General features: G+C 63.5%; 19 protein-coding genes and 1 riboswitch. Of the genes, 10 read left to right on the top strand and 9 right to left on the bottom strand.

Translation table 11 applies throughout. The features are described 5' to 3' along the window. Nucleotides 1-89: 89 nt before the first annotated feature. Nucleotides 90-1,556 carry a glutamate synthase subunit beta gene (locus BUS06_RS01450; RefSeq protein WP_074262669.1) on the top strand — a complete coding sequence of 489 codons (1,467 nt, stop codon included), beginning with the start codon at nt 90-92 and terminating at the stop codon, nt 1,554-1,556. Between the two features lie 129 nt (nt 1,557-1,685). Here the strand turns inward: BUS06_RS01450 and BUS06_RS01445 are convergent, their stop codons facing one another. After that, nucleotides 1,686-2,951 carry a D-amino acid dehydrogenase gene (locus BUS06_RS01445; RefSeq protein WP_074262668.1) on the bottom strand — a complete coding sequence of 422 codons (1,266 nt, stop codon included), beginning with the start codon at nt 2,949-2,951 and terminating at the stop codon, nt 1,686-1,688. A gap of 16 nt (nt 2,952-2,967) precedes the next feature. Beyond that, the gene (locus tag BUS06_RS01440; protein WP_074262667.1) at nt 2,968-4,239 is read right to left on the bottom strand and encodes an MFS transporter; all 1,272 of its coding nucleotides are present in this window, start codon (nt 4,237-4,239) and stop codon (nt 2,968-2,970) included. Between the two features lie 293 nt (nt 4,240-4,532). Here BUS06_RS01440 and BUS06_RS01435 point away from each other — a divergent pair, with 293 nt between their 5' ends. Then, nucleotides 4,533-5,477, top strand: a complete 945-nt coding sequence (locus BUS06_RS01435; protein WP_074262666.1) for a tyrosine-protein phosphatase — start codon at nt 4,533-4,535, stop codon at nt 5,475-5,477. A 198-nt stretch (nt 5,478-5,675) separates the two neighbouring features. Here the strand turns inward: BUS06_RS01435 and BUS06_RS01430 are convergent, their stop codons facing one another. From BUS06_RS01430 to BUS06_RS01420, 3 genes are read right to left on the bottom strand one after another with little or no spacing between them, the layout of a single operon-like run. After that, nucleotides 5,676-7,043 (bottom strand): ATP-binding protein, encoded by a 1,368-nt coding sequence (locus BUS06_RS01430; protein ID WP_074262665.1) that lies wholly within the window; start codon nt 7,041-7,043, stop codon nt 5,676-5,678. Beyond that, nucleotides 7,040-7,780, bottom strand: coding sequence for a response regulator (locus BUS06_RS01425; protein WP_074262664.1), 741 nt, complete (start codon nt 7,778-7,780; stop codon nt 7,040-7,042). The genes BUS06_RS01430 and BUS06_RS01425 overlap by 4 nt, the downstream gene beginning before the upstream one ends. Nucleotides 7,781-7,789: 9 nt before the next feature. Beyond that, nucleotides 7,790-8,062 (bottom strand): hypothetical protein, encoded by a 273-nt coding sequence (locus tag BUS06_RS01420; protein ID WP_074262663.1) that lies wholly within the window; start codon nt 8,060-8,062, stop codon nt 7,790-7,792. A 139-nt stretch (nt 8,063-8,201) separates the two neighbouring features. On the opposite strand from BUS06_RS01420, the gene BUS06_RS37710 reads away from it, so the two are divergent. From BUS06_RS37710 to BUS06_RS01405, 4 genes are read left to right on the top strand one after another with little or no spacing between them, the layout of a single operon-like run. Next, entirely contained in the window at nt 8,202-8,369 is a 168-nt protein-coding gene (locus BUS06_RS37710; RefSeq protein WP_167379359.1) for a hypothetical protein, read from the top strand. 16 nt (nt 8,370-8,385) lie between these two features. Next, nucleotides 8,386-8,583, top strand: a complete 198-nt coding sequence (locus tag BUS06_RS01415; RefSeq protein ID WP_074262662.1) for a DUF6726 family protein — start codon at nt 8,386-8,388, stop codon at nt 8,581-8,583. A 3-nt stretch (nt 8,584-8,586) separates the two neighbouring features. Then, on the top strand, nt 8,587-9,360 hold the full coding sequence (locus BUS06_RS01410; protein WP_074262661.1) for a hypothetical protein: 774 nt from the start codon (nt 8,587-8,589) through the stop codon (nt 9,358-9,360). Nucleotides 9,361-9,418: 58 nt separating this feature from the next. Beyond that, nucleotides 9,419-10,087, top strand: coding sequence for a flagellar basal body L-ring protein FlgH (locus tag BUS06_RS01405; protein WP_074262660.1), 669 nt, complete (start codon nt 9,419-9,421; stop codon nt 10,085-10,087). A 100-nt stretch (nt 10,088-10,187) separates the two neighbouring features. On the opposite strand, the gene BUS06_RS01400 is transcribed toward BUS06_RS01405, so the two are convergent. The 4 genes from BUS06_RS01400 to BUS06_RS01385 form a co-directional block, all read right to left on the bottom strand. Further along, on the bottom strand, nt 10,188-10,934 hold the full coding sequence (locus tag BUS06_RS01400; RefSeq protein WP_074262659.1) for a response regulator: 747 nt from the start codon (nt 10,932-10,934) through the stop codon (nt 10,188-10,190). A 160-nt stretch (nt 10,935-11,094) separates the two neighbouring features. Further along, nucleotides 11,095-11,625: a hypothetical protein gene (locus BUS06_RS01395; protein ID WP_143787436.1), complete on the bottom strand. Its 531-nt coding sequence runs from the start codon at nt 11,623-11,625 to the stop codon at nt 11,095-11,097. A gap of 148 nt (nt 11,626-11,773) precedes the next feature. Continuing rightward, a complete protein-coding gene (locus BUS06_RS01390; protein ID WP_074262658.1) occupies nt 11,774-12,271 on the bottom strand; it encodes a hypothetical protein in 498 nt (165 codons plus the stop codon). Nucleotides 12,272-12,550: 279 nt separating this feature from the next. Beyond that, on the bottom strand, nt 12,551-14,302 hold the full coding sequence (locus BUS06_RS01385; protein ID WP_074262657.1) for an ABC transporter ATP-binding protein/permease: 1,752 nt from the start codon (nt 14,300-14,302) through the stop codon (nt 12,551-12,553). A gap of 393 nt (nt 14,303-14,695) precedes the next feature. Next, a riboswitch (TPP riboswitch) is annotated at nt 14,696-14,807 on the top strand. 197 nt (nt 14,808-15,004) lie between these two features. On the opposite strand from BUS06_RS01385, the gene BUS06_RS01380 reads away from it, so the two are divergent. From BUS06_RS01380 to thiE, 4 genes are all read left to right on the top strand, one after another. Continuing rightward, nucleotides 15,005-16,159, top strand: coding sequence for an FAD-dependent oxidoreductase (locus tag BUS06_RS01380; RefSeq protein ID WP_074262656.1), 1,155 nt, complete (start codon nt 15,005-15,007; stop codon nt 16,157-16,159). A 72-nt stretch (nt 16,160-16,231) separates the two neighbouring features. Next, on the top strand, nt 16,232-16,429 hold the full coding sequence (thiS, locus tag BUS06_RS01375; protein ID WP_074265857.1) for a sulfur carrier protein ThiS: 198 nt from the start codon (nt 16,232-16,234) through the stop codon (nt 16,427-16,429). 73 nt (nt 16,430-16,502) lie between these two features. Continuing rightward, complete coding sequence (locus BUS06_RS01370; protein ID WP_074262655.1) at nt 16,503-17,318, top strand: thiazole synthase; 816 nt, start codon at nt 16,503-16,505, stop codon at nt 17,316-17,318. After that, nucleotides 17,315-18,451 (top strand): thiamine phosphate synthase, encoded by a 1,137-nt coding sequence (gene thiE / locus BUS06_RS01365; RefSeq protein ID WP_438803518.1) that lies wholly within the window; start codon nt 17,315-17,317, stop codon nt 18,449-18,451. The genes BUS06_RS01370 and thiE overlap by 4 nt, the downstream gene beginning before the upstream one ends. Nucleotides 18,452-18,483: the final 32 nt, after the last annotated feature.

Genomic DNA, 18,483 nt, shown 5'->3' with positions numbered 1-18,483 from the left:
AGACGGTAGATACCCAATAGTTGTGCCCGCCGCCCTCGTGTGCGGCGGGTGCCGATTCCCCCACCTGTACAGATAGATAAGAGAACCACATGGGCAAGGCAACCGGTTTTCTCGAGTTCGAACGTCGCCATGAGACGTACGAAGCTCCGCTCACGCGTGTGAAGCACTACAAGGAATTCGTCGCGGCGCTGTCCGACGACGAAGCAAAAATTCAAGGCGCACGTTGCATGGACTGCGGCATTCCGTTCTGCAATAACGGCTGCCCAGTGAACAACATCATCCCGGACTTCAACGACCTGGTGTTTCATCAGGACTGGAAGAACGCGATCGACGTGCTGCACTCTACCAACAACTTCCCGGAGTTCACGGGCCGCATCTGCCCGGCGCCGTGCGAAGCGGCGTGCACGCTCGGCATCAATGACGATCCGGTCGGCATCAAGTCGATCGAACACGCGATCATCGACAAGGCGTGGGCCGAAGGCTGGGTCGCGCCGTTGCCGTCAAAGCACAAGACAGGCAAGAAGGTCGCCGTGGTTGGCTCTGGCCCCGCCGGTCTCGCCGTCGCGCAGCAACTCGCGCGCGCGGGGCACGATGTGACGGTGTTCGAAAAGAACGACCGCATCGGTGGCCTGCTGCGTTACGGCATTCCCGATTTCAAGCTGGAAAAGTGGTTGATCGACCGCCGCATGCGTCAGATGGAGGCCGAAGGGGTGACGTTCCGCGCCAACGTGTTCATCGGCAAGGATCCTTTGGCTTCGCATATCAACAATACGGCGAAGGAAACGATCACGCCGGCCGAGCTGAAAGAGCAGTTCGACGCGGTAGTGCTGTCGGGTGGTTCGGAAACGCCGCGCGATCTGCCGGTGCCGGGCCGCGAACTGGAAGGCATCCATTACGCCATGGAGTTTCTGCCGCAGCAGAACAAGGTCAATGCGGGCGACAAGCTCACGAGCCAACTGGTCGCCAAGGGCAAGCACGTGGTGGTGATCGGTGGCGGCGATACAGGGTCCGACTGCGTCGGCACCTCGAACCGTCACGGCGCGAAGGATGTCACGCAGTTCGAACTGCTGCCGCAGCCGCCGGAAGAAGAGAACAAGCCGCTCGTGTGGCCGTACTGGCCGATCAAGCTGCGCACATCGTCCTCGCACGAGGAAGGTTGCGAGCGCGATTGGGCAGTGGCGACCAAGCGTTTCGAAGGCAAGAACGGCAAGGTTGAAAAGCTGATTGCCGTGCGAGTCGAATGGAAGGACGGCAAGATGCAGGAAGTGCCGGGTTCCGAATTCGAAATGAAGGCCGACCTGGTGCTGCTGGCGATGGGCTTTACGCAGCCGGTCTCGCCGGTGCTGGAAGCATTCGGCGTCGACAAGGATGCGCGCGGCAACGTGCGGTCGTCGACGGAAGGTGACAAGGCGTATTACACGTCGGTGGACAAGGTGTTCACGGCCGGCGATATGCGGCGTGGTCAATCGCTGGTGGTGTGGGCGATCCGCGAAGGCCGTCAATGCGCGCGTTCGGTGGACGCATTCCTGATGGGGCATTCGGAGCTGCCGCGCTAAATCTTCACCGGTTCCGCGCGACCAGACGTGGAGCCGGCAACGATTTGCAGGAAGAGGTGGAGACGACAAGCTGTGCCCAAAGCCGGGCGCCCGCAAGGACGACCCGGCTTTTCAATTGGGGGATGGGAGCTATCTCCGATACCTGCCCAAAGTGAGCCCTTCAACGTCAATCTCCGGCTCACGCAGCGTAACCAGATCCGCAACAACCTTCCCGGATCCCATCGCCATAGCCCAGCCGGTGGACCCGTGGCCGAGATTGATCCAGAGCCCATCAATCCCGGAGGGGCCAAGAAGAGGCGCCCCATCCGGCATCATGGGTCTCCTCCCCACCCAGAAATGCGCGGAGCTGGGTTTGCTTGCGTGAGGAAACCAGTCGTCGAGAACCTTGAGCAAGGTCTGCAACGCCTGCTCCCTAAGAGTCGACCGCCGATCCCCAAGCTCAGCCGTCCCCGCTACCCGCAAATTCCTGCCAAACCGCGTGATAGCAGTTTTAAAAGCTTCGTCCATCAAAGCGCCCCGCGGCGCCTTCTCATCGTCGATAACGGGCAACGTAGCCGAATACCCTTTCACAGGATAAAGCGTCACCTTGACGCCCAGTGGCGCAAGCAACTGCACACTATCCGCGCCTAACGCCACCACAACGGCGTCCGCCCGAAGCACTTCTTCACCAATTTCACTATCGACCCGCACCCCCCGCACCGCACCACCCTGAACATCAAGTCCAGTCACCCGAGTATCGAGCCGGAACCGTACGCCATGGTTCTCGCAGATCGACCGCAACTCCCGCGTAAACCGGGCACAATCGCCAGCCTCGTCATCCGGCAGATAAAGCCCGGACAACGGCGTCTCGCGCGCCCACCGCAATCCTGGCTCGATCTCGACGTACTGCGCCGCACTAATCTCCCGATACGCGATCCCAGCATCACGTAGCACCGCCAGCGCGGGCTGCGCCAACTCGACGTCATACTCGCTGCGAAATAGCTGCAGATACCCCTGACTGCGCCCGTAATCAAACGGATAGCGCCCACGAAACTCCTGCAGACAGGAGCGGCTGTAATAAGCAATCCTCTGCATGCGCTGCTTGTTCACGCGAAACCGCTCGAGGTCGCACTCACGCAACCAGCGCGCAATCCAACGCCATTGCGCAGGGTCGAACGTCGGCCTGAAGATCAGCGGCGAGGTCGGCTTGAACAGGTATTTGAGCATCTTCGCCGGCATCCCCGGCGCCGCCCACGGCGTCACATAACCCGGCGCAATCACGCCGGCATTGCCGAAACTTGTCTCGAGCGCCACATCGGGTTCGCGCTCGATCACCGTGACCTTGCACCCACGGCCTGCGAGATAAAAAGCAGTGGCGACGCCGATCACGCCTCCGCCAAGAACAATCGTTTTCATGTTTGTGGAATGCGCATCAGGATGCCGCGCCCGGATCTGCGGCTGCAGCGGCGAGCGCCTTACCCTTCGTCTCAGGCAGACACAGGGCCGCTGCAATCACGAGCAGATAGCCTGAGCCGGCAACAAGGCCCATCGCATTGACGAGCGTCATCGATTGCGAAAGCATGCCGACGAGAATCGGAAAGAACGAGCCTACACCGCGTCCGAGGTTGTAGCAAAAGCCCTGACCCGAGCCACGAATCTCATTCGGATACAGCTCGGACAGATACGCGCCCACGCCGGCAAAAATCCCTTGCACCACCACGCCGAGCGGAAAGCCGAGCAGCAGCATCGTGCTATTGGTGATGGGCAACATGGTGTAGACCATGCCGAGCACGAACGAGCCGATCGCAAACAGGATGAACGACGCGCGCCGGCCGATCCTGTCGCACAGGATCGCCCCGACGATATACCCGGTGAACGAGCCGACGATCAGCACGATCAGATAGCCGCTGGTATTGAACACGGACAGATGCCGCACGGTCTTCAGATAGGTCGGCAGCCAGGTGGTGATCGCGTAGTAGCCGCCCAGCATGCCGCTGCATAGCGCGCTGCCGAGCAACGTGGTCTTCAGATGCGGAAAGTAAAAGATCTGCAGGAAGTGAGACGTGTCGACACCGGTGTCGCGGGCACGACGGGTAGCGAGAAAGATCTCCGGGTCGCTCACGTTACGGCGTACATAGACGATCCACAGCGCCGGCAGGATGCCAACCCAGAAGCAGGCGCGCCAGGCCGTTTGCTCGGGTAACACGGCGAACGATACCCAGTAGACGATTGCCGCTGCGGCCCAGCCGAACGACCAGCTGCTCTGCACGGTGCCGACCGCCTTCGCACGATGCTGCGGCGAGCGGATCGTCTCGGCCATCATGACGGTAACCACCGACCATTCCCCGCCGAAGCCGATGCCCTGCAGCGTGCGCGTGGTCAGCAGTTGCCAGAACGAATGGGTGAAACCCGACAGGCAGGTGAAGAGCGCGAATGTGGCGATGGTCCATTGCAGCACACGTACGCGTCCGTAGCGATCGGAGAGAATGCCGGCGAGCCAGCCGCCGATCGCCGAGGAGATGAGCGAGCTGGTCGCGATCATCCCCGCTTCGCTCTTGGTCATACCCCAGGTGACGATCAGCGTCGGGATCAGGAACGAGTAGATCATGAAGTCAAACGCATCGACGGCATAACCGCCGAAGCCTGCGTAGAGCGTGCGGCGCTCGCGCGTCGTCAACTCCGTGAACCACTGAAATGACGCCATCCCGTCTCCTGAGCCCCTGATTCTGTTGCCTGCGGTTCGCGGTTGCACGCTGGTGCGCCCGTATTTTACGGTGCACAAAGGCGAGCGGACCAGTCCGGACAAAAAACCCGCACGGCGGGCGCAGGCATCTGGGCTGACGTTGTTTCAACTGGTCAGGAGTGAATTTCAGATCCTTACTGGTTCCTACTTTGTAACCCACCGGGTATTTCCCCCCGGTACACTGCGCCCCGGCGCTGTTGGTTTTACGCCGTCCATCCGTCCAACGGCGAAAGCGCCCCTTACCAATACACTCAATGGATTTCACTGCGAAAGTTCGCTTACGTGCGACCGGCCCGAGCAAGCCTCGTCCGCCCCAATGTGTACCGGATGGTGAGTTCGCGACGCGCCGTGGCTTCCTGAAAGGCTCGGCGAGCGTGCTGCTGATGTCAGGATTCGGAAGCGCATTGCTGTCGGCGTGCGGTGGCGGCGGTCTGTCGTCGGATGCGGCGGATGCGCCGCGGCTGGCGTCGGCGGACAACTTTCGCGATGTCGGCGGTGCAGCCGGCGGCTATCAAACGGTGGACGGTCGCCAGGTGCGCCTTGGTGTGTTTTACCGCTCGAACACGTTGACCCTGAGCACGGCGGACAAGGCCGTGATCGACACGCTCAGGATTGCGAACGTCTACGATCTGCGCACGCCCGGCGAGGTTGCCCGGGCTCAGGACGTGATGCCTGCCGGCGCGGCTTATCAGAACATCAATGTGACGGGCGAGGCCGATGCGGTCGTCCCACCGGCAGACCTGTCGGGGGGCGCCATCGCCGTGATGCAGAGCGCAGAGCGTGCGTATGTCACCGGCACGGCTCAGCGGGCCGCGTATGGCGCACTGCTCACGCAACTGGCGAATAATCCGGGCGCACAACTGTTCCATTCCACAGCGGGTAAGGACCGCGCCGGTTGGGTTGCAGCGCTTCTGCTGAGCATTGCGAATGTGCCGCTCGACGTGATCGTGCAGGATTATCTTCTGACGAATACTTACTCGGCCGTCTCGATCAACGCGCAAATCGCTGCGGTTCAGGCGCAAAGCGGCGCGGCGACGGCCGCGCTCGACGCGCCACTGTTCAGCGTGCAGGAGAGCTTTTTACAGGCGGGCTTCAATCAGGTGCAGGCGAGCTACGGCACGATGTCGAGCTATCTGACCGTCGGACTCGGACTGTCTCAGACGACCATCGAGACGTTGCACGACCGGCTGGTCATCTAAACCGAAGGCACAAAAAAAGCGGCCCGCCCGGGCAACAGCTGGGCGGACCGAACAGGGGGCTATCGAGGAAGCCCGCGCTGACTATACGTGCGCGGCTTACCGTCGGGACCACCTGGTAAGTTCGTGTAAGTACGTACGGCCGCCGCAGATGCAGCTTTTATCGCCCCGACCGTACTAATGACAGCGGTGACATTGGCCTCAGACTTCGCCTTGGCTAATCGGCAACGCGATCCGCACGCACAAACCGCCCTGCGGATGGTTATAGACGTCGCAGCGTCCACCGCGATCGTGTGCGAGCCGCGCGACGATCGCCAGCCCCAGGCCACAGTGTCCTTCGCCTCCGCGCGCGGCATCGAGCCGCACAAACGGCTTCATTGCAGCGGCGATCCGATCGTCGGGAATCCCCTCCCCGTGATCGCGCACACTCACCACCCAGTGCCCGTTATCGCGTGCCGTCGAAATATCGACAGGGGGCGCGCCGTGTTCGAGTGCGTTGTCGACGAGGTTCGTCACGAGCCGGTCGAGCAGGGTGCGCGGCAGCGTGAACTGCGGGCCGGCGCGCAAGTCGAGATTGAACAGCGGGGCTTCGGCGGGATAGGCGTCGGCGTCTTCCGTTGGATCTCCGTGGCTCGCATGGTCCCCGTGGCCTGTGACGCCGCTCATCTCGGCGGCGCTGGCGGTCTCCGCGATATCCACGCTCGAAAACTGCTCGCGCAGGAAGGCTTCGACTTCGACGGGCTGACCGGCATCCGCAGACTGGCCGGCGAATTCGAGAAACTGCTGGACGATATTGGTCAGCGAGTCGACATCGCGGATCAACCCAGCCCGTTCGCTTTCCGCGACGAGCACGCTCGCCCGCAGCTTGAGCCGCGTTAGCGGCGCCTTCAGGTCGTGCGCGACACCGGCCAGCATCACCGCCTGATCGTCGCCGGCCTCGTTGAGGCGCCGCATCATGTCGTTGAATGAACCGATCAGGTCGCGCAGTTCGCGTGGCCCCTGCACATTCACCGGCTCGGGGCGCCCGCCTGCACCGAACGCACGCGCGGCGAGCGCGACCCGCGATAGTGGCCGCTGCATCTGCCACACGGCGAGCAGCGACAGGATCAGCGCGGCAACCAGCATCGACACCGTTTCGACGATAAAGCGCGGGCGCGCCGGAATGTCGACTGGCACGACCACCCACATCGACTTGCCAGGATAGCGAATCCACAGACGCTGTGGCGTCGCATCGTCGACCTCGATCTGCGTGCCGACCGGCAAGCGGGCTCGCAAATGCTGGCTGAGTTCGACGAACTGCCGCGCGGTCGGCGGCTGCAAATGGATCGTGGAAGGCATGTTCCACGTCGGCACCAGATGCACGCGCATCGCCGGTGCGAGATCGGCGCCCTGCACGGGCTCGCCGTTGGCCGCCTGCAGCATCAAGAGAATGCCGCGTGCGAATCCGTCCACCTCGTGGTGAGGCGGCTGCATTACGATCAGTACGAACCAGCTGGCCTGAATTGCCAACAATACCGCCGTCGAGAGCAACGCCATTCTGCCGAATAGCGTGTTCAACGGGTTTTTCATGAAGCCGCCGCACCCTCGATCGAGAAGGGGGTTCCGTCCGCATCCGGCACGAACACATAACCCTTGCCGCGCACCGTCTGGACATAGCACGGGCTCGACGGGTCGTCTTCGATCACGCGGCGCAAGCGCCAGATCGGCACGTCGAGGCTGCGATCGCGAAACGCGAGGTTGTCGCGATGGACCAGATCGTGGATCAGCACGCGCGAGAGCACCTTGTACGGATTGTTGACGAAGATCTTCAGCAGCGCGAATTCACTGTCGCGCAGCGCGAGCCGTGTGCCCTCGCGCGACAGGGTACGGGTCGCGAAGTCGAGTTCGAACGGCCCGAAGTGATACGGCTTGCGGGCTTCGGGCGCGCTGGTGGTCGAAGGTCCGCGCCGGCGCAACACCGTCTGGATGCGGGCCAGCAGTTCACGCGGATCGAACGGCTTCGTCAGATAGTCGTCCGCACCGAGCGACAGACCCACGATGCGGTCCGCCACGGTGCCGCGCGCTGTGACGAAGATCACCGGAATGTCGTCGCCGGCTGCGCGCAACGCAGTGAGCGCGCGCAGACCGTCGGTGTTCGGCATCATGATGTCGAGCACAACGACCGATGGCCGCTCTCTTTCGAGGCGGCGTTGCAAATGCGTGCCGTCGTGGAGCACGGAAGCGTCGAACCCGTTCGATTGCAGAAAGCGGCAAAGCAGATCGCGTACGACCGGGTCGTCGTCGACGATAAGGACCTGTGGATTCATTTCGAAATTTTAGACCGACGCGTGTGGCAAACGGATCACTGTTTTCTTACCAACACTTACCTGCCGGCGCGCGGCGCTAGAGAAGTCCTTCCGGCCCTCTTGGAAAGCCTTGTCCAGCAAGGCAAGACGGTCGAAATACAGCGCTGGCACCGGCAATATTAATGGCGGATCGAGGGACGCATCAAGCCGGTTTTGCTTACCGTATTTCCTGAGTGGAAAGAATTGGCGCGCATTCGGAACCCCTCGTAAGAACCGTGGAAAAGCGCGCGTTCCTTCGTGCATCGTGAGTTCCTTCGCAGCGTGATGATTCGGTCTGTAGTCCATCGCCGCCGTGCTTCGTTGGCCTGAAGGTCAGTTCTCCCCTCAGTGTCCCCGATGTGCGGTAACCGAATCCGCACCCAAGTGATACGCGAGGTACATCATGACCGTCCAGAACAATCTCCGCCCCACCACCTTTCCGCCCGTGCAGCGCGAGCGGCCGACGCCGACCTCGGAGGGCGCAGCCAAACCCGAAGGGCTGCCGGCCGAACCTACGTCGCCGGCTCTGCCGGGCGGCCTGATCGGCAACAACGTCAACACGACAGCCTGACCTGACGAGGCTCACCGTGCCGACTCTCACTGTTTTCAAGCGGTGTGTGCGTGCCGCAAGCTGGCTGGCGCTGGGTGCGATGCTGCTGCCGCTCGACGGTTGTGGTGTCGCTGCGCTGCCGTGCCGCCTGACGGCCGCAACGCTGGATATCCTGCCGGCGGTGGGGCATGCCGCGGCCGAGCCGTTCAACGCATGCGCAGCGGCGATTGACTGAGCCATGAGCGCCCGACTGTCTACCCGTCAATGGCTCGGTACGCTGGCGCCGTTGGCGGTTTCGATGCTGCTGGGCCAGGCGGCACCTGCTGCGCATGCGGATCCCGCGGCGCGCGGTGTGGCTTCGTCGACGGCAGCGGTAGCGACAGCGTCAACTTCAGCCTCCGCGTCGAGGCACAGCGGCGGGGACGAGCGCAAGCGGTCCATGGATGCGCCGTTCGCGTTTCGCGGCATTCCGCTTGGCATCACGCTCGACGAATTCCGCGCGGGTTCGACCGTGCGCGCGACACCCGTCGGCAGCGTGCCCGTTTGCGAGACAGACATGCTGGCCGAAGCGCTCGGCATGAGTCTGAAGACGAGCGAGAGCCTCACGGTGGCGTGTCGCTGGGCGCACCGGACGGCCGACCACTGGCAGGTCTCGCAGGCCGTGGTGGATGGCGCGCTGGCTCAGGATCATGTGCTGCGGTTCGCGCGTGTCAACGGCCAGACAGCGCTGCGTCTGTACGAGATTTCGTTCGTCGTCGACGAGGTCACGGCCAGCGATCTGCGTGAGGCGCTGGCGAGCCGCTACGGAGCGCCGCAGCTCGTCACGAAGAACACGTCGGCAGCCGGCGGTGCGGTTCCTGTGTACCTATGGGAAAACGCCGTGAGCTCGATCACCTTGTGCTTTTTGCCGTCCACGCACAACGGCACGCTCACCTATCTGCTGAAAGATCCCGATGCGTGGGTGAAGTCGCTCGTACGCCAATGGCAGGCGAGCAGTCCCGAAGCGGGTTGAGGCGCGGCATGCGTGTCGAGACCGAGTTGATTCATTTTTCTCCGGTGGAGGAACCTCTATGACCACCCTACGCCTCATCGCCGCGCTGACCGCAGCGCTGGGTATGGCCGCCTGTGCGAGCCACCAGGATTCGATCGTCGACACGCCGATGTTACCGCCGCTCGTCAGTGCGCCGCTTAACATCAACACGCAAGGCGCGATTTATCAGGCTGGCTCGTCGCTCTTGCTCTACGAAACGCCGCGTGCGCAGCACGTGGGCGATGTGCTGACGATTCGTCTGTCCGAGTCTTATAACGGCAACAGCAGCGCCAATACAACGGCAAGCCGAACCAGCGACATTACTGCGACTGCCGCCGATCAATCGACCAGCGCGGCTGCACGGCTCGCGCGCCTGTTCAATATCGGCTCGGCGTCGACGGACTTCAAGGGAGCAGGCGCCATGACCGACACCAATGGGATGACCGGTACGCTGGCTGTGACGGTGATCGCAACGATGCCGACCGGCAATCTGATGGTGTCCGGTGAGAAACTGATTGCGATGAACGGCAATCACGACCGCCTGAGGCTGTCCGGTATCGTCAATCCGAAGGACATCGAAGCCGGCAATTATGTGTCGTCAGGCAAGGTGGCGAATGCGAAGATCGAACAGGCAGGCCAGGGCATTGTGAGCGATTCGACGACCGTGGGCTGGCTGCAGCGGATGTTCCTGAGCGTGCTGACGTTCTGAGTAATTTCGTGAGACCGTTTGGCGATTTGCGCCAAACGGTCCAGGAGAGCCGCAAGCGTGAGTCCATGCAGCGCTTCTTTGGGACTTGCCTGTCGCAGTGTTACGCGTCGACGAACGGCTGCGCGGCCCGCTCCGCCGCGCCGATTTCTCCATCCGGCACGAACACGTAGCCGCGACCCCACACCGTCTGCACATAGCGCGGCTCGGACGGATCGACTTCGATCAGACGTCGCAGCCGCCAGATCGAGACATCGAGGCTGCGGTTACGATGCGCCTCGGTGTTGCCATGCAGCTTTTCCAGCAATTGCGCACGGGTGAGCACCGTCATCGCATGGGTGACGAACACCTTGAGCATCGCAAATTCGCTCGAGCGCAGCGGAATGCGCTCGCCGTCGCGGCGTAACTCGCGCGCCGGAAAATTCACCTCGAAACGGCCAAAGCGATACGGCGCGCGGTTTTCCGGTGCGCCGGGCGCGATCGTGCCGCGGCGGCGTAACACGGTACGGATACGCGCGACCAGCTCGCTCGGCTCGAACGGCTTGCCGAGATAATCGTCCGCGCCGAGCTCGAGTCCGATCACCCGGTCGATCACGTCGGCGCGCGCGGTCAGCAGGATCACAGGAATATCGTCGCCGGCCAGGCGCAACGCGCGTAGCGCGCTAATACCGTCCATCTCCGGCATCATGATGTCGAGCACGACCAGCGCGGGCCGCTCGTTCTCGAGCGCGCGTTGCAAGGCGATGCCATGCTCGAGCACGGTTACCGAGAAGCCGCGCCCTTGCAGATATTCGCGCACGATGTCGCGCACGACGGGGTCGTCGTCAACGACCAGAATGGATTGGTTCATTCGGCAATCTTAAGAGATACGCCGGAGGGCTGATAGCGCGCAATGCTTTCAAAACCTTTCCCGGGTAATTGGAAGCAATCGTCTGCGTGATTTTGCGGGCGCGGCGAGCGTCTTGCGGGTTTTGCAGATGCAGCGTGCGTTCTGCAGGGCGCGAGGGAACTCAGTTGACTTGCGACGTCTGAATGGTCCGCGGACGCAACTCGGTGCGATCGACCACCATCTTTTCGATCATGCCGTTGAGCTTGACGGATGCGTTCGAGAAGCGGTCCATGCCGAGTTCGCCGGTCTGGTAGCGCGCGGTGACCAGAATCTGGCCTTGCTGCAGCAGCGTCAGATCGATCACAGAAAGATACTGCACCGGATTGTCGTTAAACGAGCGCTTGCCGTAATCGACCGAGGCGTTATAGACGAGCCGCGCCTCGCAGCTCGCCGGGGCGGTGCCCGGGTTGTAGACGGCCGAGCGGATGCCGCGCCGGTTCAGCGCGAGTTGCAAGGCCGGGACGAAATCGCCAACGGACACCAGCTGGTTCACTTCGATGCAGACTGTGCTGATGGCCGCGGGGTGACCGTTGACGAAGGTCGGCGACGAGTAGTTCGAAGCGATGGCATAGCCTGCCTGAATCACGGAACCGGTGGCGTCGGCCGCTGTGATCAGCGTCCAGGCGCAGCCGTTCAGCCCGACGCATAACACGGCGGCGGTCGCCGCCCATACGCATGACCGCCGCCCAGTGGACCATGACAGTCTGGCGGTCCGGCGAGGAAGCGGAAATAGCGGTGGGCGCGAGCCGTTCACGATGCGATACCTTGACGTGTCGGGTTGAAACGCGGGGGCGGCACGCTTAGCGTGCGACCCGCAGGCGCAACTCGTTGGACCCCTGCACGCTAGCCGTCACGTCGATGCGGCGCAGGCCGGCTGTCACGACGAAATGCTGGCGAGTCGGTGTGTTGAGGTCGTGCACGACGTTGGGAAAGCACGCGGCGATGTCCGCGCCGAGTTCTTCGAGCGGGTCCGTGACCACGCCGTCGGCTTGCCAGTGCGCGCGCCAGTGGCAATCGTAGCTGTGGCCGCTGGCGTGGCAGTCGCCGGCGCTGTCCACACCCGGCAGTTGTGCGGCGGGTTGGTCGTGGAGTTGCCGGAAGTCGGTGGCGGCGACGATGTGCGTCAGCGCCGGACAGACGTTGGCCGGCTCGGCGACCTGGGTCAACTGCGCGGCCTGAGCGCCGAGCGACAGCAACAGGGCTGCCGCACCGACCGGGATGGCGGGACGGGCGAGCGGCGAACGGCTCATCCGCGTGAATCGTTGGGTCAGGTGACGAAGACGGCGATCGAATGACATGAGCGGGAAGTCCGATAACGGTGAGTGGCGTGCGGCACCGGAGGGGGACCGGCCCGCACGACTATCCTCGCCGCAGCACGGCACTTTCAAAGCACGGAACAACCTGAGCGCTTCGCAAATGCTTTCGAACTGTTCTCGCGTATTTCAGAATGTTGCAGGGCGCGCCGATGCCGCAGTCGGCATCGGTGATGGGCGTTAAGTGTTCAATCGCGACCCGGTCTAACGCGACGCGGTCAATCGCGACCCGGTCAATCGCGACCCGGTCAAGTGACGCGTTGCCTAAGCGGCGACGGGTTCGCCCGCTCGCTCGACATCGAGCGTTTCTTCGTGGAACGCCGCGAGCGATTCACGGTGCGCGACGCTGACGATGGCGGCCTTCGGCAGACGCTCCGTGAAGAGATGGTAGAGCCGCGCTTCGTTGGCCGCGTCGAGCGCGCTGGTTGCCTCGTCGAGGAACAGGTAGTCGGGCTTGTGCAGCAGCACGCGCGCTGCTGCGAGACGCTGCTGTTCGCCCGGCGACATGATGCGGGCCCAGTGTCCCGATTCGTCGAGGCGGCCCACATAGTCGTCGAGGTGGCAGGTGCGCAGCGCTTCGCGGCATTCGTCGTCGGTGTAGGTCTCGGCGGAGGACGGATAGGTGAGCGCCGCTTTCAACGTGCCGATCGGCATATAGCTCTGCTGCGGGATGAACATCATGCGCGCATTGACCGGTGCATCGATCGAGCCGTCGCCGAATGGCCACAGTCCGGCAAGCGCACGCATCAAGGTGCTCTTGCCGGAACCCGACGGACCTCGCACGAGCCAGCGCGAACCGGGGTTAATCGTGATATTGCGGATCTGTGAGAGCGGGGTGCCGTTCGGCAACGCCAGCGAGAGGCCATCCGTGCTGAGCTTTTCTTCGTCAATGTAGTGGAGATTGATACCACCATGCGCGGTAGCCGGTGAGACGGACTCTTTCAGATGCGATGCACGCACAACACGTTTGAATTCGCGCAGACGATTTACCGTAGCACGCCAATCGACGAGGCTGCCGTAACTATTGATGAACCACGAAAATGAATCGCTGACAGTGCCGAACGAGTTCTGGATCTGCATCAGCACGCCGAACGTGAATGCGCCGGCGAAGTAACGGGGTGATGCGACGACGAGCGGGAAGATAATTGCAACCTGGCCGTAGAAGCTCAGCACGAAGCTCAGGCGTTTCGTGTATTTCATCACGCGCCACCAGTTGTCGCGAATGCGCTGGAACACATTGCCCGCAGTGGCCCTTTCGGTCGCCTCGCCATCGTAGAAGGCGATCTGTTCGGCGTTTTCGCGTACGCGGATCAGCCCAAAGCGGAAATCCGCCTCGACCTTTTGCTGCTGGTAGGTGATCGAAACCAGCGGGTGACCGAGCTTGTGGATCAGGTAGGAACCGCCGAGCGCGTAGAGCGCCGCGACCCACACCATGTAGCCTGGAATGACGATCGGAACGCCGCCGAGCGTCACGTTCAACGCGCCTGCCAGTCCCCAAAGAATAGTGACAAACGAAATCAGTGTGACGACGGTGGACAGGAAATCGAGCGACAGAGCCAGCGTGTTCGTTGCGAACGACTGAAGGTCATCGCTGATACGCTGGTCCGGGTTGTCGGCGAGCCGGTCGCGCTCGATGCGGTAGAACGCGCCGTCGCCGAGCCACTCTTCCAGGTAGCGGTGGGTAAGCCACTGACGCCAGCGGAACCCTAGCATCTGCCGCAGATAGCGGCCGTACACGAACAGGATGATCATCGCGAACACGATGACCGTGAACACCATCATCAGGTGCGGAAAGTCGTGGACGTTCTTGGCTTGCAGCGCATTGTAGAACTCACCGTTCCAGGTGTTGAACTTGACGCTCAACCAGACATTGGCAAGGTTGATCGCAATGATCGTGACGAGCAGCCCCCACGCGATCTTCCATTCCTCAGAGACCCAGTAGGGCTTGATCAGACTCCACGCGGAGACCTTGTCGTCCGGCTCGAGCGGGCTGGCAGGGGAAGTATTGGGTGTCATGACCATCCTGAAGAAATACTGGCTCATCTTGGACCGACCCGCTGCAAGCAAGCCTAGACCGGCTTGCCTATAGTGGATCGGTGCCACAGCGGAATTGCAAATAGCGGCCCGGGCCTCGAACCCGTCGTACGACCGCCCGATTCTGCCGCCGGCGGCTTAAGCGAAAATTAATCACCTGAGGCACTGGACCGCGGCCTCGCGCGACCGGCGTATGGTTGTCGCGTTTGACGCGAGAGCCCGCGACAACGGCGCAGACTCCATCGCCGCATTGTGCCAGAGGCTCCGAGCGAGACTACATGAATCGCCCAGGCCCGACGGTCTGCCCGCCCGTGATCGCAGCCGCTCCATCGCCCCCGGTTTGCGGCCGCCGCGCCTTTTATGGTCTAATGACTCTCGACGAAACAGGGGTGCTTTGCGCGCGGGCCGCACGCCGCAGCAAGGCTGAGAGAGACCCTTTGCACCCGATCCGGGTAATACCGGCGCGGGAAGTTTCCGGAAGTTGGCTTTTCTTCCATTCCCCGCCGGGCAGCGTCCGTCACTGGATGCGCATTTTGTCCGGCCGGCCTCGCCCGCCGGTTTCGTCCTTGGGTACGTGCGCCTGTTGCCGTACGGAAAGGATACGATGACCGCTTATTCTTCAGTCTATTGCTTCGTTTGCCCCGTGACGCTCAAGGCCGCTCTGCGCGCGCCGGCAGGACGGCAATGAACGCGCTCGATCGCTCGCAACCGGATTTCGCCATCATCGGCGGCGGACTGTGCGGCCGGCTGGTCGCGTGGCGCCTCGCCGGTGCGGGACACCGCGTGGCGCTTTACGAGCGCGGCGATGCCGCCGGTTCGCAAGCCGCCGCGTGGGTGGCGGCCGCGATGCTCGCGCCGCTCGCCGAAGCGGCCAGCGCCGAATTGCTGATCACGCGCCTCGGCGCCGCCTCGCTCGATAGCTGGCCGCAAGTACTGGCCGAACTGCCCATACCGGTGTTCTTTCAACGCAATGGGACGCTGGTGGTCTGGCATCACGCCGATCGCACCGAAGCGCCGCTGTTCGAACGCCGGGTGCGCTCGAACGCGCCCGCCGATCTGCTGGATGGCGGCTTCGTCACGCTCTCGGGTGCGCAACTCGGCGCGACCGAGCCCGCGCTGGCCGGCCGTTTCGCGCAAGGCTGGCTGCTGCCGCATGAGGGACAACTCGATAATCGCCAGGTGTTGAGCGCGCTCGCCGCAGGCCTCGCCGAGCGGCGCGTCGAAACGCACTGGAACACGCCCGTGGACGATGGCGCGTTACCGTCCGCCCGCGTGACGATCGATTGCCGCGGCCTCGGTGCCAAGACTGTTTTGCCGACTTTGCGCGGCATTCGTGGCGAGGTTGCTCGCGTCCACGCGCCTCGGATCAAGCTCACGCGCCCGGTGCGTCTGCTGCATCCGCGCTATCCGCTGTATATCGCGCCGAAGCAGGACGATCTTTACGTGATCGGCGCAACCGAAGTGGAAGGCGAGGACATGTCGCCCGTCAGCGTGCGTTCCGCGCTGGAATTGCTGAGTGCCGCGTTCTCGGTCCACCCCGGCTTCGGCGAGGCGCGCATCCTCGAATTGAACTCGCAGTGCCGCCCGACCTTGCCGGACCACCGTCCGGCACTGGTCTGGGATGGCGCGCAGACCTTGCGCGTGAACGGCCTGTACCGGCACGGCTATATGATCGTGCCCGAAGTCGCGGACGAAGCCGTTCGCTTTGCCGCTGCGCTGCTCGACGGACGCATCGGCGATGCCGACGCTTTCGACGACTGGCGGCGCGACGCGCGCTGGAGCGAGCTGTTCCAGCTTGCCCGGCTCGATCCGCAGAACCGCTCGCAGGTGCCGGCATGAGCGTTGCGACCATTGCCACATGGGCTGCCGCGCCGGCTGCCTACGCTATCGATTGAAACGTATCTGAACACCATGGACATTCATATCAATCAGAAGCCGTTGTCGCTGCCCGAGGGGGCGACCGTCGCCGACGCGCTCGCCGCTTTCGGCGCGCGTCCGCCGTTCGCGGTTGCGCTGAACGGCGACTTTGTGGCCCGTACCCAGCACGCCGCGCGCGCGCTGCAAGCGGGTGACAAGCTCGACGTCGTGCAACCGGTCGCCGGCGGCTAAAAACGGTGATTACCCGCGACCACGTAGCCGAACAGCCAGGTCGCCGGGTATCGCCAGAGACAAGGATTTCCAGATGACTTCTCCCATTCCCGCCGACGCGCTCACGCTGTACGGCGAAACCTTCGCCAGCCGGGTGTTGCTCGGCACGTCACGCTATCCGTCGCTGCAGTCGCTGTCCGACTCGATCGATGCGGCGAAGCCTGGCATGATCACCGTCGCGCTGCGCCGGCAGATGAACGAAGGCGGTGCCGAAGCCGGCTTCTTCGATCTGCTCAAGCGCCACGGCGTGCCGCTATTGCCCAACACGGCCGGCTGCCAGAGCGTCGGCGAGGCGGTCACGACCGCCCACATGGCGCGTGAAGTCTTCGAAACCGACTGGATCAAGCTCGAACTGATCGGCGACGACTACACGTTGCAGCCCGATCCGGTCGGTCTGATCGAGGCGGCTGCGCGGCTCGTCAAAGACGGTTTCAAGGTGCTGCCGTACTGCACGGAAGATCTGGTGATCGGACGGCGTCTGCTCGACGCCGGCTGCGAGGCGTTGATGCCGTGGGGCGCGCCGATCGGCACCGGCAAGGGCGTGATCAATCCATACGGTCTGCGGGTGCTGCGTGACCGGTTGCCGGACGTGCCGCTGATCGTCGATGCGGGGCTCGGCGTCCCGTCGCACGCCGCGCAGGTGATGGAGTGGGGCTTCGACGGCGTGCTGCTGAATACGGCGGTGTCGCAGGCGACCCATCCCGAAGCGATGGCCCGCGCGTTCGCGCTGGGCGTCGAGGCGGGCCGCCAGGCGTACCTTGCCGGGCCGATGGCTGAACGCGAAACGGCCCATGCGAGCACGCCGGTGGTCGGTATGCCGTTCTGGCATCAGGATGGGAGTTCGACATGAGTCAGACCACGCCGCAAACGAACTCGCAGACGGACATGCAAACGAATCCGCTCGCCGGCCGCGACGTCTTCTGGCCGCCCGCCGACGAACTGAGCGAAGCCGCCGAGCGCATTCGCGCGACGCTCGGCGATTGGCCGCCGACTCACGCGCCATGGCGGATTTGCCTTACCGCGCCTGACGACGCTAACGGCGGCGATCTGATCGTCATCGCCGACGCCCAGCAGCACGGCGAGCAGGTGGCGCGCTGGCAAGTGCAGGGCGCGGGTGTGATCGAAGCCGCCGCGGGCCGGGCGACGCTGCATCTGGGTGGCGAGCGTTATCCGCTGGAAGGCCATCTCGCCGAAGACTGGATTCCCGCGCTGGCGGCGTTTCTGGATTGCGGTTTTGATCCGCACGACGCACTGGTGCTGGCGCTCGCCTGGCGCGACGGCGACGAAACCACCGCCGCCGACGCATGGCCGTGCGACCTGTCGCGCTTCCCGCGCGTCCTCGGATTGCCCGCTGCACCCGAGCAGCCGTTCGCACGCTGCCCGGATCGCCTCGGCCTCTATCCCGTGCTGCCAACCGCCGAGTGGGTCGAGCGGGTGGTCGGCTACGGTGTGAAGACGGTCCAGCTGCGCCGCAAAACTGCCGAGCCGGCCGAACTGGCGCAGGAAATCGCGCGCTGCGTCGCGGCGGGCCGCAAGCATGACGCTCAGGTGTTCATCAACGATCACTGGCAGGCCGCGCTCGAAGCCGGCGCGTACGGCGTCCATCTCGGTCAGGAAGACCTGCATCTTGCCGACCTCGGCAGTCTCGCCGCCGCGGGCGTGCGCCTTGGCCTGTCGACGCACGGCTACTACGAGATGCTGATCGCGCTGCACTTCCGGCCGAGTTACATCGCGCTCGGCGCGGTGTTCCCGACCACCACCAAAGTGATGCCGACCGCGCCGCAAGGTCTGAGGCGTCTCGCCCGCTACGTACGCCTGCTCGATGGCGTGGTGCCGCTCGTCGCGATTGGCGGAATCGACCAGCAGGTGCTGCCGCAAGTACTGGCGACCGGCGTCGGCTGCGCCGCCGTGGTGCGGGCTGTCACGGAGGCTGCGGACCCTGCTGTTGCGGTTTCTGCAATGCTCCAAGGGTTTACGCCATAATCGCGTGGTCCCCTGTTTATCGGGGACCGGGC

It is taken from the genome of Paraburkholderia phenazinium (assembly GCF_900141745.1).
Lineage (GTDB): Bacteria > Pseudomonadota > Gammaproteobacteria > Burkholderiales > Burkholderiaceae > Paraburkholderia > Paraburkholderia phenazinium_B.
Note: the sequence above shows the minus strand (reverse complement) of the source record. Positions and strands in the feature narration are given on the sequence as shown.